Source organism: Bacillus cereus ATCC 14579 (assembly GCF_000007825.1).
Classification (GTDB): domain Bacteria; phylum Bacillota; class Bacilli; order Bacillales; family Bacillaceae_G; genus Bacillus_A; species Bacillus_A cereus.
In genome coordinates this window covers 1,557,530-1,572,124 of the sequence record NC_004722.1, presented here as the reverse complement: position 1 = coordinate 1,572,124, position 14,595 = coordinate 1,557,530, and the positions used below count along the sequence as shown (strand labels likewise).

Sequence of the window (14,595 nt, the reverse complement as noted above, 5' to 3'; positions counted from 1 at the left end):
CTATTTATTTCATTATATGTTCATTTTCTCTTCAAAACAAAAAAGAATTCCCATACGAGAATTCTTTTTTACTATTAAACCTCTATTATTATAGGAAGAATCATCGGCTTTCGTTTTGTATTTGTATATATATACTTCCCTAACGCTTCTCTTACCTCCCTTTTCAAAATCCCCCAGCTATTCACATTCTCTTTCTTTAAATTATTAATCGTAATAACAGCTAATTTATTTAATTCTCTTAGAAATTCTTCTGAATCACGGACATAGACAAATCCACGAGAAATAATATCTGGACCTGAAATTATTTCTCCATCCACTTTATTAAAAGTAATAACTATAACGAGCATTCCATCTTCTGAAAGTTGTTTACGATCACGTAATAATGCATTTCCAACATCTCCAATTCCTAATCCATCTACATATATATTTCCTGCCTGTATTCTTCTAGATTGAATTGCCACTTCATTACTTATATCTACAACATCTCCATTACGTACAATAAAGATATTTTCCTTTTCAATACCAATTGATTCTGCTAACAAACTATGGTGATGTAGCATTCTAAACTCTCCATGAATTGGAATAAAATATTTTGGCTTCATTAATGTAAGCATTAACTTCAACTCTTCTTGATATGCATGACCGGATACATGCACTCCAGTAGAACTACCTGATCCGTAAATCACCTTTGCTCCTAATGCAAATAAATTATCGATAATTCGAGAAACGTTACGTTCATTTCCTGGGATAGGGGTCGCGGCTATAATAACCGTATCTTCTGGTAAAATATCCACTTGTCTATAGTTTCCACTAGCTAAACGCGCTAAAGCTGCCATTGGTTCTCCTTGACTTCCTGTACAAAGTATTGCAACCTGCTTTGGATCTAAACGATTTACCTCATTTGCTTCAATCAACATACCTTCTGGAATATGTAAATAACCTTTCTCTAGAGCAACCTCTACTACATTTACCATACTTCTCCCTAGCAAAGCTAGTTTTCGATTTGTTTTTATACATGCTTCAACTATTTGCTGAACACGATTCACATTAGAAGCAAACGTAGAAATAACTACTTTTCTATTTGCTTTCATAAATATTTCCTCTATCCGTTCTCCTACTGACCTTTCTGATGGAGTAAAACCTGGGCGTTCTGCATTTGTGCTTTCAGATAATAAAGCTAGTACACCTTCACTTCCTATTTTAGCCATTTTATGAATATCAGGATGTTGATTATTTACTGGTGTTAAATCAAATTTAAAATCACCTGTATGTACTACAGTACCTTCTGGTGTATGAAAAACAATACCGAGACAATCCGGAATACTGTGGTTCGTTTTAAAAAAAGTTGCCTTAATAGAACCACAATCAATTTCTGATTCTGAATGAATAACGATTAATTCCGTATCATTTTGAAGATTGTGTTCCTTTAATTTAATTTCAATTAAACCTAACGTTAACTTTGTTGCATAGATTGGTACATTTAGTTGTTTTAAAAAATATGGTATTCCGCCAATATGGTCCTCATGCCCGTGCGTTACTATTAAACCGCGAATTTTTTCTTTATTTTCTTGCAAATATGTGACGTCTGGAATTATTAAATCAATCCCTAATAAACTTTCATCTGGAAATTTAGATCCACAATCAATGACGACAATATCATTTTCATATTGGATAGCATACATATTTTTTCCTATTTCATTTACTCCACCTAAAGCAACAATAGACAAGTTATTTTTTAATGCCTTCAAATTATAAATCCTCCCTTTCACAGTTATAGTTCGTGAAATAGTATGTAGAATTTATTATTTGTAATGGAAAAGGACTTCATACTATTTTATACATATAAAATTCACACACTACTCTTACACCTATATCCCAATAAGGCAGCTTCTTCCTCAAAAAGCTCCCATTTTTTCATTGATTTTTTATAAAATCTATTATATATTAATTACAGGTTCAAATTACGAGTTCAAAAGAACTTGTAATCAGACCCTTTTGTTTAATGGGTTTTACATATTTTCATTAGGCAAATTCCGAGAAATCGTATGATAAAATTAAAAATGACGAGGAGAGGATCAGATGGAATTCGAATTTTTCTTTCAAATTGCAGTTATTTTATTAAGTACAAAGCTCGGTGGTGATCTTAGTGTTAGATTAGGTCAACCTTCTGTACTAGGTAAATTAATTGTCGGTATCGTTATCGGTCCAGCTGTATTAGGTTGGATTGAAAATTCAGAGCTTCTAACTCAATTAAGTAATGTCGGGGTTATTCTTTTAATGTTTATGGCTGGACTTGAAACAGACTTAGAAGAATTAAACGCAAATCGTAATTCTTCTTTAGCAGTTGCACTCGGAGGTATCATTCTTCCATTCGTAGGTGGTTACGTTTCCGGTCTTGTGATGGGAATGGAACAAGGAAACGCTGTATTCTTAGGATTACTTCTATGTGCGACAAGTGTTAGTATTTCCGTACAAACACTTCGTGATTTAGGTAAAATGAAAACACGTGAAAGTACGACGATGCTTGGAGCCGCTGTATTTGATGACATTCTTGTTGTTATTTTATTAGCATTTGCAATGAGCTTCTTAGGTACTGATGATGTTAACTTAACAATGGTTATCTTGAAGAAAATAGTATTCTTCGCTTCTATTATTTTAATCGGATGGAAAGGTGTTCCTGCGATTATGCGCTGGTTATCACCACTGCGCGTATCTGAGTCTATCGTAAGCGCGGCTCTTATCATCTGTTTCTCATTCGCATATTTTGGCGAATTATTAGGAATTGCTGGTATTATCGGTGCTTTCGCTGCTGGTATTGCAATTTCTCAAACAAACTACAAACATGAAGTAGAAAAGAAAGTAGAACCAATTGCTTACGCTATGTTCGTTCCCGTATTCTTCGTTAGTATCGGTATGAATATTACATTTGACGGTATCGGCAATCAAATTTGGTTCATCTTAGCATTAACTGTTATCGCTGTATTAACGAAATTAATCGGCTGTGGATTCGGTGCACGAATGACTGGATTTGACGCTAAGTCTTCTGCAATTATCGGTGCTGGAATGGTTTCTCGTGGTGAAGTTGCACTTATCATTGCAGGAACAGGACTTTCTTCAGGTCTATTGGCACAAGATTACTTTACAGCAATCGGTATTGTCGTTATTTTAACTACAATGATTACACCACCAATGTTAAAATACACTTTTGGTGCAAAAGATAAAGCAATGAAAGCAAGTAAATAAATTTACTATAATAAAAGGAGATTGCTATTTTATAAGATAGCAATCTCCTTTTTGTTTTATCTTTAAACAATCCCGTTCTTTTTTAACCATTTTTCAAAAATAATTCGTGCTTCATCATCATCAATATCATTCCCAAATGAATACACCATAATGCCATAATCATCTATATATTTACCTAGCTTCATTCCCTCCACTTTCTTATAAAAATCGTCTGCCTCATAGTGCGGAATATAAGCATCCCAAACTGGTTCATTTATTCTTTTGTACGCCGTCACTTCTAAATCATATCCGTCTTCATAATATCCGATGTGATAATGTTTGTTAGGATCATATTTCTCCATTAAAAGTCCCCTCCTACTAAACAAGAGCGAGCCTTATATTACAGCTCGCTCCTCTCTCTATTTATTAAATACGCTCCATCGCTGTCTTCAACGTTCCAACAACGAAAGCAATCTCTTCACTTGAAATAACAAGAGGCGGCGCTAATGTTAAAACGTTATTATATCCTGCTGTTGTCATACCGTTTCGTCCTATAATTAAGCCCTTTTCTTTACAAGCATTTACAACACTTGCAATTTTGTCGTTATCAATTGGCTCTTTCGTCTCTTTATCATTTACTAATTCAATTCCAACTAATAGACCTTTTCCTCTAATATTCCCAACAAGCGGATGTTCCCCAATTTCATCTTTTAGTTGCTCTAATAAAAGGGAACCCATTTGCGCAGATCGCTCGATTAAATTTTCATTTTCCATAATCTCTAAGTTTTTAAGTGCTAATGCACAAGCTGCTGGATTTCCACCAAATGTATTAATATGGCGGAAGAATTCATATTCTCCTTTACCTTTAAAAGCCTCATATATTTCTTTTTTCACAGCTGTTGCAGATAATGGTAAATATGCGCTCGTAATGCCCTTTGCCATTGTAATAATATCTGGCTTCACATCATAATTCATAAACCCAAATGCTTTTCCTGTACGACCGAAACCGCAAATTACTTCATCACTAATAAGCAAGGCACCGTGTTTTTGACACATCTCATGAACAGCTTTCATATAGTCTTGTGGTGGCATTAATATGCCCCCGCCTGTAATAATTGGTTCCATAATAAAAGCGGCAATTGTTTCACTTAATTCCCACGTCATAACACGATCGACTTCTTTCACACATTCTACATCATAAATATGCTGCCCTTCAATTTCAGGCATACGGTAACAATCCGGTGGTGTTACGTGTAAAAAACCTGAAGCAAACGGCTCATACTGATATCTACGCTGCGCTTGTCCCGTCGCTGCCATTGTCGCCATTGTATTCCCGTGATACCCACGGTAACGTGACATAAATTTATAACGATGTGGTTCACCTTTTTGAGCATAGTATTGCCTTGCTATTTTAAAAGCTGTTTCGTTCGCTTCTGAACCACTATTTGAGAAGAAAATAACATACTCTCCCCCAAGCCACTCATTTAACTTTTCAGCAAGCTTTATAGCTGGCTCATGGGATTGTGACATTGGAAAGTATGATAATGTTTGTAATTGCTTATAAGCCGCTTCTGCGAGCTCTTTTCTTCCATATCCACTATTGACACACCAAAGGCCACTCATACCATCTAAATATCTTTTTCCTTGTATATCTTCAACCCAGCACCCTTCAGCTTTTGCCCCTACCATTGTACTATTTGGACTAAAGGGACGCATTCCGTGCCAAACATATTGCTCATCTTTTGCTAATAATTCATCAGTTTGCTTCGTTTTCATCATTACTTCCACCTTCCATAACAACTTATTTTTCACAAAAGCTGCGCTGGTGCCATGATGACTTAAATTTCTCCCTGCTATTTTCATTCCACAAAATTAAGACAAATCCTACTTACAAATCAGTAATATTTACAAGAAAATGACAAAAGAAAAAAGAGCTTTTCTTATCTATCGAAAAGCTCCTCTTTTATTTAATGTGAAGACGCATCGCTAATGCCATGACCAGTATTAGATTTCACTAGAATTTCATCAAATTTCGCTTCATCTTCTTTCTTACTAGATAAAACCGTTCCTAAATATGCTGCAAGAAATCCGAGTGGAATTGAAATAATTCCTGGTGTCGTATATGGGAATAACGCTTCCCCAACAAAAATAGCTTTTCCAGCTACAGGGTTCCAAACATTCGGACTCAACGCTACGAGAACAATTGCTGATACGAGACCTACAATCATACCCGAAATAGCACCCGTTGTATTAAAACGCTTCCAATATATTGTAAATAAAATTACTGGTAGATTTGCACTCGCTGCAACTGCAAATGCTAATGATACTAAAAATGCTACGTTTAATGTTTGGGCAAATAATGCAAGTATGATAGATAGTATCGCTACTCCAATAGATGCATAACGAGCCATGGATACTTGCTCTTTTTCCGTTGATTTTCCTTTACGAATGATTTCATTATAAAAATCATGAGCGAATGCTGATGCTGCTGTTAATACAAGACCTGCCACTACAGCCAAAATCGTTGCAAAAGCAATTGCTGATACGAAAGCAAATAAGAAGTCTCCACCTAACGCTTTGGCTAATAAAGGTGCCGCCATATTACCAGCTGGGTTTGCTTTAATAATCGCTTCATTTCCTACAAACGCTGCCGCACCAAATCCTAAGAAAATCGTCATAATATAAAATGCACCAATTAACCACGTCGCATATACGACAGATTGACGTGCAGTTTTTGCATCACGTACTGTAAAAAAGCGGACAAGTATATGTGGTAATCCAGCTGTACCAAGTACTAGTCCTAAATTTAAAGAAAGTGTATCAAGACCATCCTTATACTTTACACCTGGATTTAAAAATGAATCTTTTAAAGGTGTAGCTGTTTTCATTTGAGCGAACATTTCAGTCACGCTGAAGTTGAATTTTGCGAAAACGATAACAGAAATAATAAACGTACCAGCCATAAGTAATACAGCCTTTACGATTTGTACCCAGCTCGTTGCTGTCATACCTCCAAAAATAACATACACCGTCATAAGTGTTCCAACGATTAATACAGATGTCGTATATTCAATCCCTAATAATAATTTAATAAGTGCACCCGCGCCAACTAATTGTGCAATCATATAAAAGATAGAAATCGTCATCGTATTAAGAGCTGCAACTCCGCGAACTTTTTTCGCATCAAAGCGTGCTGCAATCATATCCGCCAAAGTGTACTTTCCTAAATTTCTAAGCGGTTCTGCAACAAGATATAGTACAACTAGATAAGCAACTAAAAAACCGATACTATAAAAGAATCCATCAAACCCAGTTAATGCGATTGCTCCAGCTATACCGAGAAATGAAGCAGCAGACATGTAATCTCCAGCAATGGCCAGACCATTTTGCCAACCAGTTAATCCCCCTCCAGCCGTATAAAATTCACTCGCATTTTTCGTTTTTTTCGATGCAAAATAGGTTATGACGAGCGTACCAAGAACAATAATTAAAAATAGTGCAAATGCAGTAGTATTCAAGTTCAGCCCCTCCCTTTTTGCATATCTTGCAGAATTTTTCGGGAGATTTCATCAAATGATTCTGCTTTTTTGCTATAAATCATACATAGTGCCCATGTCATGATAAATTGGGAAAAAGCAAATACCCACGCCCATGTAACGTCTCCAAATGCAGGTGTATTAAGCACCTTTGAATACGATGTTAGAATAGGTAATGCGATAAAAAAACTAAAAAAGAAAATACTCATTGGAATGATAAACTTCTTTTTCGTATTTAATAACAATTGAAATTCTTCCGACTGAACGACCTCTGTATAATTCACCTCATTTTGCAACTTACGTGCTGACGTATCGTCTCGTTTCATTAACCGATCCCCTCTCTTACTTGAAATACACTTCCCCCTTGCATACCTAAAGACTAAATTTTATAAATATTCAGAAACTTATATTCATTTTAGACAATCCATGCATTCATGCAAAGATTTTTTGATAGACATTTTTCGGCAATTTCCCCTAAATTTTTAATATACTTTTTCAAAATAAAGTGACACTTTACTTATTTATCCTCATTAAGACAAAAGCAGTGCTTAACGCACTACTTTTGTCTTTTTTTCCTTTTCTAAATTACGAGCCGTTTCGCTTAGCTCAACATCTTTTCCGTCTTTCAGTGTTCCAAATATAAAATCGAATACTGGATTTGAAACACCAAACCAAAACTTTTCATTTTTATAATGGTGTAATATATGTTGTTTTTTTAGCCATCTTCCAAACTTAGTGACGGGACGAATCGGTCTATGAGCAATATAATGTTTCCATTCGTAAACGAGCAGCATAATAATCATTCCGATTCCAAATGAAAGTGTAATAGTAACACTTTTTGTAATACCATATGCTATAAGTAAATATATAGTAAAACTAGGTATACTAAACCATACAGGTAAAAACAAAAGTTTTAAATCATCTGGATATACGTGGTGATCATAATGCAATCTTCTTAACATTTTTAATAGAAATGTGTTTTTAGGTGGCTTTATATGGAATAAAAAACGATGTGTCATATATTCATTAAGTGTATAGAAAACAATCCCAAACATACATGCTAACATGCCAAACCACGTAAAAAATTGCATTTTTAAAATAATAATGAAAACAAATAGAATGCTATACATAATAACGATATCATGTTGTAAAAAGAACTCTTTCCCCACTTTCTTCATCTTGTTTCCCCCTTTTCCAAAAAAACAGCCGCAACATATCGTTACGACTATTTCTTTTCTATTCTTATTCTATTCACTTTACAAATTTGCCTGCTGTTCTATTGTCGAGAAAAAATTGTTTGGTCCAAATATATTTTGCTTCGGAATAATATGTTCCACTGCAAACACTGTTACTTCTCCTCTTTGCACTTCTCCAATAATGAGCCCAAATATTTCATGATTTACTGCAAACGTCGGTTGCTTTGTTTGTAACAATCTTGCAGCATTATGAAATACCGCTTCATATAGTGGATTTCTATCAGTAATTTCTTTTCGGATTTTTGGCGCTAACGTAATTATAATTTCTTTTCCGTCAATAGTGGTTCGATACATAAAAATCTCCCCTTCAATCTTATGTGAACAACTGTAAAGCTTTGTATGCAAAATGTATAGAGTAACCTACTAAAATAATACCTGCTCCGGCTGTTATGTAGCCAAGCGCTTTTGGTTTTAATAAAGTTCTTCCAAAATGTACAGAAAAAGCAATATTTAAATTCCATAAAATAATACCAACAATAATGCAAAGACTGTACAAAAAAGCCTCTTGTTTCGTTACCTTCGTAAGTAATGAGCTAAGTGTACTTCCGTATATACCAAACCAAAAAACAAGATTTAATGGATTGGATATCGCAATTAAAAATCCTGCCATAAACGATTGCTTAAGGCCACCTACCTCTTCTTTTTTATATTCCATATTCGAGTCGAAAATTCCTTGTTTTACACTTTGAAATCCTAAATAAAATAACAAGAAAAAACCCGTGCAATACATGAAGGCTTGTACATATGTATACATAAACACAGAAGATAAACCGAAATAAATGAGAAGCATAAATAAAACATCTGCAGTCATTCCACCAATTCCAACAACCCAAGCGTGCCAAAACCCACGTTCAATTCCTCGTTTTAACATTTCAATATTAATCGGCCCTACTGGCGCAGCTAATGATATACCTAATACGATTTGCTGTATAATTGCTCCAAACATCGCTCTATCCTTTCTACTCTCTTTACTACTAGTTAATGATGTAATTTGAAAAAATAGACTAGCTTTCATAATAAAATACCCTTTTTTATCCAAAATATACAAAAGAGCCATCTAGGTGATGGCTCTTACTTTTCTATCCTATGAATAAAAGGACATTTCCCTTTTATTGGCTCTACATCGTCTCCTATGAAATATTGTTTCCATTCACGATGCTCTGGGTCACCATAATGACTAATGTTAGGATGTTTCGGCAATTGATCCCACTTTTCAACTCGCTCACGAACCATTTGTCTTGAATATGCTCCTTTAGGACGATCTCCCTCTAATCCATCAAAAATAGTGCGTGGCTGAAACCCAATAACGAGAGAATTCCCTAAATGTCTAGTTTTTCGTTGTTTATAAGCTGGCGCATTTCCAAATGCGAATATTGGCTCACCACCAAATGAAAATTCCCATAAATAATGGTCTGGATCTTCAGGAATTTGCTTTGGCCATGCTTGATTATCGTTTTCATGTAAATACTGTAACACTTTCCAAAAGGAATCACGGTAATATTCGAGTGGCTGTTCTTCACATTCCGGTTCTACAAAAAGGAAAAAGCCCCTTCTTACAATCGGCCTCTCTTTCATTAACTCTAAAAAAGATAACATTGTATGTGGTAAATGACTCCAATCATTATGAGAAAGAAATGAATAACGAAGTTCATTCTTTTTCAAAGCTGTTAAACCGAAATAACATGGAAAAGTTGGTTCTAACACAACATTTGAAAAAATCTCAAATTCTTTTGCAACCCAATCCGGTATGTCGGTTCTCGTTCTCATTCCTTCATTATCTAATAAGTAAGACTTATTCATTCTTTCACCTCATTATGTATAGCATTCAATTAAGAATATTATATACTCAGCCTGTCCTATACCTATTTAAAAATTTGACTGAAAAATTATTTAAAAATACAAAAAAATAAAATCGCTTACTTGACTAAATTCTCCCAATTCGTGTATATTTAAATTAATCATTTAGCAGAATATTCAAGAATATAGCATTTTTAGTTTATATTATTTTTTTAAAATGAATTTCACTAAATGAAAATAGTAAACGCTTTTAGGAGGAATTGTAACATGCAAGGAAAAGTAAAATGGTTTAACAACGAAAAAGGTTTTGGATTTATCGAAATGGAAGGCGCTGACGATGTATTCGTACATTTCTCTGCTATTCAAGGCGACGGCTACAAAGCTTTAGAAGAAGGTCAAGAAGTATCTTTCGACATTACTGAAGGTAACCGCGGACCTCAAGCTGCTAACGTAGTAAAACTTTAATCCAACATATAACAGGAGGTTACCTTACTTGGTAACCTCCTTTGTTATTCCTTTGTATATTTCCGTTTTACAGAGCAAAAACTATGTGAAATGCGCACTATACAAAGGAGGAATTATTAATGGGATCAGAAGTAAATGATTTTGAAGAAGTGAAATTCCGTGTAGAAACAGCACAAAAAATGGTAGGATCAGCAACAATTTCAATGGATCCAGATACATTAGAACATGCTACTACTGCTGTAGAAGCAGCTCGCTCTCAGCTTGAAATTATGAAATCTGTTGCAACTGATTTAGATGAGCCATTTTTAATGAATGAGGAAAAAAAATTAAATAAATGTGAGCATCAACTAAACGAAGCAAGACACTAAAAAACATCCAGAGAATTTTCTCTGGATGTTTTTTCATGACAACTGTTCCCCATACTTTTTCAATGTTTCTCCCACTGTACATTGCCTTATACAAAATGAATGAGCGTAATACTTACTATTTGTCTTTCGATTATGTTCTCGCAAGAAACATCCTTCACAATACGTTTCTAATAAGTCATTTACCTCTGTAATGAGTTGCTTTTTATCCACCTTTGCACCTCTCTATTCGGTTATTTCTTTATGACTATCAATAACTGTTCCTTCTAATGCTTGCGTTGCTAATTGATGTGCTTCTTTATTTTGTTTTCTAGATATCGGCTCACATACAAGTTTTAATTTCATTTGCTTCGCCTTTTGTTCAATTTGATCTAAATAATGATTTAAATGTTCATCGTAACAAGGCCATTCTCCGGCTAATTGCTGCAGTACCACTTGTGAGTCTCCGCGAAGTGTAACTGCTTCATACTTAATCCCTAGTTCCTCGAGTATATTCATACCGTATAATAATGATGCATATTCCGCTTCATTATTATCATATATACCTTCTATATATGCATTGCGGCGAATGCGGTAGTTTGTATTTCCTTTTTTATAATACACACATATACCAACGCCAGCTTCTTTCGTTTGCACATCATACCCCCCATCAAAATAAACGAGTATTTCTTGGGGCTCTTCCTCTACTTGCTTACTTAACTTTTTCATCTCTTTTAATGACCACTCTGCGTCCATTTCATCGTAAAATAAAAGTTCCTTAGCTCTTCCTGTTTTCTCAAAATCCTCTGCAAATTGAAGTACTTCTTCTATGTTCATATACTCTGTTGTTAATTCCGTCTGCAATCCACGCTTCGTTTTATACAACCAATGAATTTTATATTTCATACTACATTCCCCTTATGTAAGACTTCTTATATATATCCGGCTAATTGAAGCCTCACTTTATTTTATTATATTTTATCTAGAGTCACAGCATTATATTCAATATGATTACATACAAAAAGAGCTATCCCTATAGGAATAGCTCTTTCATCTATTACATAAATCTTTCAAATTGTACTCGCTTATTAATCCAGTACATTACAGGCATACCGATCGCCATGACAACAAATTCACCGATTGCACAAGTTAACCAAGACAACATAAATGGTAAACCCAATGCAAGATGAAGTTCAATTGCAATCATAAACATTGTAATCGTAAAGATAACTGTATTAAAAATCATACGAGCCCAAACACCTTTAATAAATCGCATAGAAATAATCGTTGCAACTAATGCAAGAATAGATTGACCTACTCCAAATACTAAATCATAAGCGATCATAGGTGAGAACAAGAGATTCGTTAAAAATACACCTAATACAATTCCGTAAATTGCTTTCTTGTTAAATACAACGAGATGATTAAACATCTCTGAAATACGAAATTGTACATTCGTAAAGCCAAATGGCTGAATAAGCATAGAAACAGCAATATATAATGCCGCTAAAATACCATTACCGACTAAAGTTCTAATATTCATGACAAAATCTCCTTAGTTTTTTTACGTGGGATGGTTTCGAACCACGTTATTCGTTTTTTAAGCAACAAGATTATATTTTACGTCGTAGCCCCTCTTTCGTCAATAGATTCCTATCATAAACTACCTTTTTCCTTTTAGACAACGTATAATGAAACATATGAAAGATTTAGGAGGTTTCACTTCATGACAGCAACAATTCAAAATGAAAAAGTGATCGTTTCCATTTCTGACAAAGGTGCAGAATTACAGAGCGTTCGCTTAAAAGAAGACAACACAGAATATTTATGGCAAGGTGATTCTACTTATTGGGGACGCCGTGCACCAATTTTGTTCCCAATTGTCGGCCGATTAGTAGATAATACATACTACGTAGACGGTAAACCATATTCATTAACACAACACGGTTTCGCTCGTGATCTTACTTTCTTTGTGAAAGAACAAAGCGAAACAAAAATCACTTATATCGTTACTAGTAATGAAGAAACATTAAAAAAATACCCATACGAATTCGAATTACTCGTTTCTTATGAGCTAAATGGACAAAGCGTTCATATAACATATGAAGTAAACAATCCTACTTCAAAAGAGATGTTCTTCTCAATCGGAGCACATCCTGGATTCAACTTCCCTTTATTGGACGGTGAATCATTTACAGATTATCACTTATCGTTTAATGGTTCGGAACGCTTAGAAACAAGCGTATTAGAAGGACCTTATCTTTCAAACAAAAAGCAATTAATCGCTGAAAATACGACTGAATTGCCACTTACATATGATTTATTCAAAAATGATGCACTTATTTTTGAACATATGAATACGAATGAAATTTCGATTCGTTCTCATAAACATAATAAATTTGTAAAAGTAGAATTTGATGGATTCCCATTTGTTGGCGTATGGACACCAGGGGATAACGCACCTTTCTTATGTATTGAACCTTGGTATGGCATCGCTGATGAAGTAAATCCAGCAAAAGATTTCAAGAACAAAAAGGGAATTCAATCTTTACAAGCGAATGAAACATTTACATGTCGTTACAGCATCACAATCGGATAACTACTCTATCCCCTACTTCAAAAAAATATTTAAGTAGGGGATCATCTTATAATTTGGAGGTTTCTCATTTTGATTGAAGTATATATTGATGGTGCATCAAAAGGAAATCCTGGTCCTTCTGGTGCAGGAGTGTTTATTAAAGGCGTTCAGCCACCTGTACAATTATCAGTACCACTTGGAACAATGTCCAATCATGAAGCAGAATACCGCGCTTTACTTTTAGCATTAAAATATTGCATCGAGCATAATTATAGCACTGTCTCTTTTCGTACAGATTCGCAGCTTGTTGAGCGGGCTGTTGAAAAGGAATACGCAAAAAATAAAATATTTGCACCTCTTTTAGATGAAGCACTGCAGTACATAAAAAACTTCGATCTCTTTTTTATTAAGTGGATTCCAAGTAGTCAAAATAAAGTAGCTGATGAATTAGCTAGAAAAGCTATCTTACAAAATTAACGGGGGTATGAGTGTGAAAAAAGAGTGGATTGCTCCTCTTGCTTTATTATTTGTCTCTTTTATTTGGGGAGCTACGTTTGTTGTCGTTCAAAACGCTATGTCTTTCGTTGGTCCATTTACGTTTAATGGTATTCGCTTTTTATTCGCTGGAATTATTTTATTATTCGTTCAAATTATTTTCTCACAGAAAACTTCAAAACAAGAATTAAAACATAGTAGTTTAGCTGGATTAATGGTTGGGTTCTTCTTATTTGTCGGCTATTTATTACAAACATTTGGCTTACTCTATACAACTTCTTCAAAAGCAGGTTTCTTAACTGGGCTAAGCATTGTTATGGTCCCAATCTTATCATTTATCTTTTTAAAACAAAAAGCCACCATTTTCATCATACTTGGTATTGCTGTAGCTACAACAGGTTTGTACTTATTAACAGCTGCTGATTCTTTCCAATTAAATATAGGAGATATACTTGTTCTTGGTTGTGCAGTCGCTTTCGCTGCCCATATTCTTATTAACGGCTTCTTTTCTAAAAAAATATCACCTTTATTATTAAGCACATCTCAAGTATTAGCTGTTGGTATATTTTCTTCTATTTGCGCTTTCTTGTTTGAAGATTGGGAAAAGTTATTTTCAGTATCACTATGGACGAATCAATCCTTTTTATTCGCACTCTTTCTAACTGCCTTGTTTGCAACATCTATTGCTTTTTTCATTCAAACATCGGCACAAAAACACACTTCTCCAACGAGAGTAGCAATTATTTTCGCAATGGAGCCCGTTTTTGCTGCATTAACAGGCGTTCTCGTTGCAAATGAACAACTTTCTATTTCTGCTATTATCGGATGTCTATGTATTTTTCTAGGCATGATTTTTGTTGAATTACCTTCCAAAACAAAAAAAGAAGCGCAGGCTGCGTGAA

The 14,595-nt window shown here is 34.6% G+C and carries 18 protein-coding genes and 1 riboswitch; of the genes, 6 read left to right on the top strand and 12 right to left on the bottom strand.

Annotated elements, in window-relative coordinates:
- Positions 1-74: 74 nt before the first annotated feature.
- Positions 75-1,748, bottom strand: coding sequence for a ribonuclease J (locus BC_RS08020; RefSeq protein WP_000645621.1), 1,674 nt, complete (start codon positions 1,746-1,748; stop codon positions 75-77).
- A 331-nt stretch (positions 1,749-2,079) separates the two neighbouring features.
- On the opposite strand from BC_RS08020, the gene BC_RS08015 reads away from it, so the two are divergent.
- The gene (locus BC_RS08015) at positions 2,080-3,243 is read left to right on the top strand and encodes a cation:proton antiporter (protein ID WP_000393908.1); all 1,164 of its coding nucleotides are present in this window, start codon (positions 2,080-2,082) and stop codon (positions 3,241-3,243) included.
- 62 nt (positions 3,244-3,305) lie between these two features.
- On the opposite strand, the gene BC_RS08010 is transcribed toward BC_RS08015, so the two are convergent.
- The 8 genes from BC_RS08010 to BC_RS07975 all read right to left on the bottom strand — a co-directional run bounded on the left by BC_RS08010 (position 3,306) and on the right by BC_RS07975 (position 9,814).
- A complete protein-coding gene (locus tag BC_RS08010) occupies positions 3,306-3,584 on the bottom strand; it encodes a DUF3986 family protein (protein ID WP_000417068.1) in 279 nt (92 codons plus the stop codon).
- A 64-nt stretch (positions 3,585-3,648) separates the two neighbouring features.
- The gene (locus BC_RS08005) at positions 3,649-4,998 is read right to left on the bottom strand and encodes an aspartate aminotransferase family protein (RefSeq protein ID WP_000850957.1); all 1,350 of its coding nucleotides are present in this window, start codon (positions 4,996-4,998) and stop codon (positions 3,649-3,651) included.
- A gap of 191 nt (positions 4,999-5,189) precedes the next feature.
- Complete coding sequence (locus BC_RS08000) at positions 5,190-6,740, bottom strand: solute symporter family protein (protein ID WP_001098240.1); 1,551 nt, start codon at positions 6,738-6,740, stop codon at positions 5,190-5,192.
- A gap of 2 nt (positions 6,741-6,742) precedes the next feature.
- Complete coding sequence (locus tag BC_RS07995) at positions 6,743-7,084, bottom strand: DUF485 domain-containing protein (protein WP_000817366.1); 342 nt, start codon at positions 7,082-7,084, stop codon at positions 6,743-6,745.
- 222 nt (positions 7,085-7,306) lie between these two features.
- The gene (locus BC_RS07990) at positions 7,307-7,936 is read right to left on the bottom strand and encodes a sterol desaturase family protein (protein WP_000755401.1); all 630 of its coding nucleotides are present in this window, start codon (positions 7,934-7,936) and stop codon (positions 7,307-7,309) included.
- 78 nt (positions 7,937-8,014) lie between these two features.
- On the bottom strand, positions 8,015-8,308 hold the full coding sequence (locus BC_RS07985; RefSeq protein WP_000286361.1) for a hypothetical protein: 294 nt from the start codon (positions 8,306-8,308) through the stop codon (positions 8,015-8,017).
- A gap of 19 nt (positions 8,309-8,327) precedes the next feature.
- Positions 8,328-9,071, bottom strand: coding sequence for a LysE family transporter (locus BC_RS07980; protein ID WP_001196841.1), 744 nt, complete (start codon positions 9,069-9,071; stop codon positions 8,328-8,330).
- A gap of 14 nt (positions 9,072-9,085) precedes the next feature.
- Complete coding sequence (locus BC_RS07975; RefSeq protein WP_001043766.1) at positions 9,086-9,814, bottom strand: YqcI/YcgG family protein; 729 nt, start codon at positions 9,812-9,814, stop codon at positions 9,086-9,088.
- A 264-nt stretch (positions 9,815-10,078) separates the two neighbouring features.
- On the opposite strand from BC_RS07975, the gene cspB reads away from it, so the two are divergent.
- Together cspB and BC_RS07965 are read left to right on the top strand one after the other, a co-directional pair.
- Positions 10,079-10,276 (top strand): cold shock-like protein CspB, encoded by a 198-nt coding sequence (gene cspB / locus BC_RS07970; protein WP_001161731.1) that lies wholly within the window; start codon positions 10,079-10,081, stop codon positions 10,274-10,276.
- 119 nt (positions 10,277-10,395) lie between these two features.
- Positions 10,396-10,644 carry a DUF2564 family protein gene (locus BC_RS07965; protein WP_000534392.1) on the top strand — a complete coding sequence of 83 codons (249 nt, stop codon included), beginning with the start codon at positions 10,396-10,398 and terminating at the stop codon, positions 10,642-10,644.
- A 33-nt stretch (positions 10,645-10,677) separates the two neighbouring features.
- Here the strand turns inward: BC_RS07965 and BC_RS07960 are convergent, their stop codons facing one another.
- From BC_RS07960 to BC_RS07950, 3 genes are all read right to left on the bottom strand, one after another.
- The gene (locus tag BC_RS07960) at positions 10,678-10,854 is read right to left on the bottom strand and encodes a zinc-finger domain-containing protein (RefSeq protein ID WP_000358801.1); all 177 of its coding nucleotides are present in this window, start codon (positions 10,852-10,854) and stop codon (positions 10,678-10,680) included.
- A gap of 12 nt (positions 10,855-10,866) precedes the next feature.
- Positions 10,867-11,526, bottom strand: a complete 660-nt coding sequence (locus BC_RS07955; protein ID WP_000875548.1) for a ribonuclease H family protein — start codon at positions 11,524-11,526, stop codon at positions 10,867-10,869.
- A gap of 151 nt (positions 11,527-11,677) precedes the next feature.
- Positions 11,678-12,163: a QueT transporter family protein gene (locus tag BC_RS07950; protein ID WP_001026480.1), complete on the bottom strand. Its 486-nt coding sequence runs from the start codon at positions 12,161-12,163 to the stop codon at positions 11,678-11,680.
- 6 nt (positions 12,164-12,169) lie between these two features.
- Positions 12,170-12,214, bottom strand: a riboswitch (PreQ1 riboswitch).
- Positions 12,215-12,346: 132 nt separating this feature from the next.
- Between BC_RS07950 and BC_RS07945 the strand changes: the two genes are divergently transcribed.
- From BC_RS07945 to BC_RS07935, 3 genes are all read left to right on the top strand, one after another.
- Positions 12,347-13,219 (top strand): aldose 1-epimerase family protein, encoded by an 873-nt coding sequence (locus tag BC_RS07945; RefSeq protein WP_000127403.1) that lies wholly within the window; start codon positions 12,347-12,349, stop codon positions 13,217-13,219.
- 69 nt (positions 13,220-13,288) lie between these two features.
- Entirely contained in the window at positions 13,289-13,675 is a 387-nt protein-coding gene (locus tag BC_RS07940; RefSeq protein ID WP_000573880.1) for a reverse transcriptase-like protein, read from the top strand.
- Positions 13,676-13,688: 13 nt separating this feature from the next.
- Positions 13,689-14,594, top strand: a complete 906-nt coding sequence (locus BC_RS07935; RefSeq protein ID WP_000712605.1) for a DMT family transporter — start codon at positions 13,689-13,691, stop codon at positions 14,592-14,594.
- Position 14,595 lies beyond the last annotated feature (1 nt).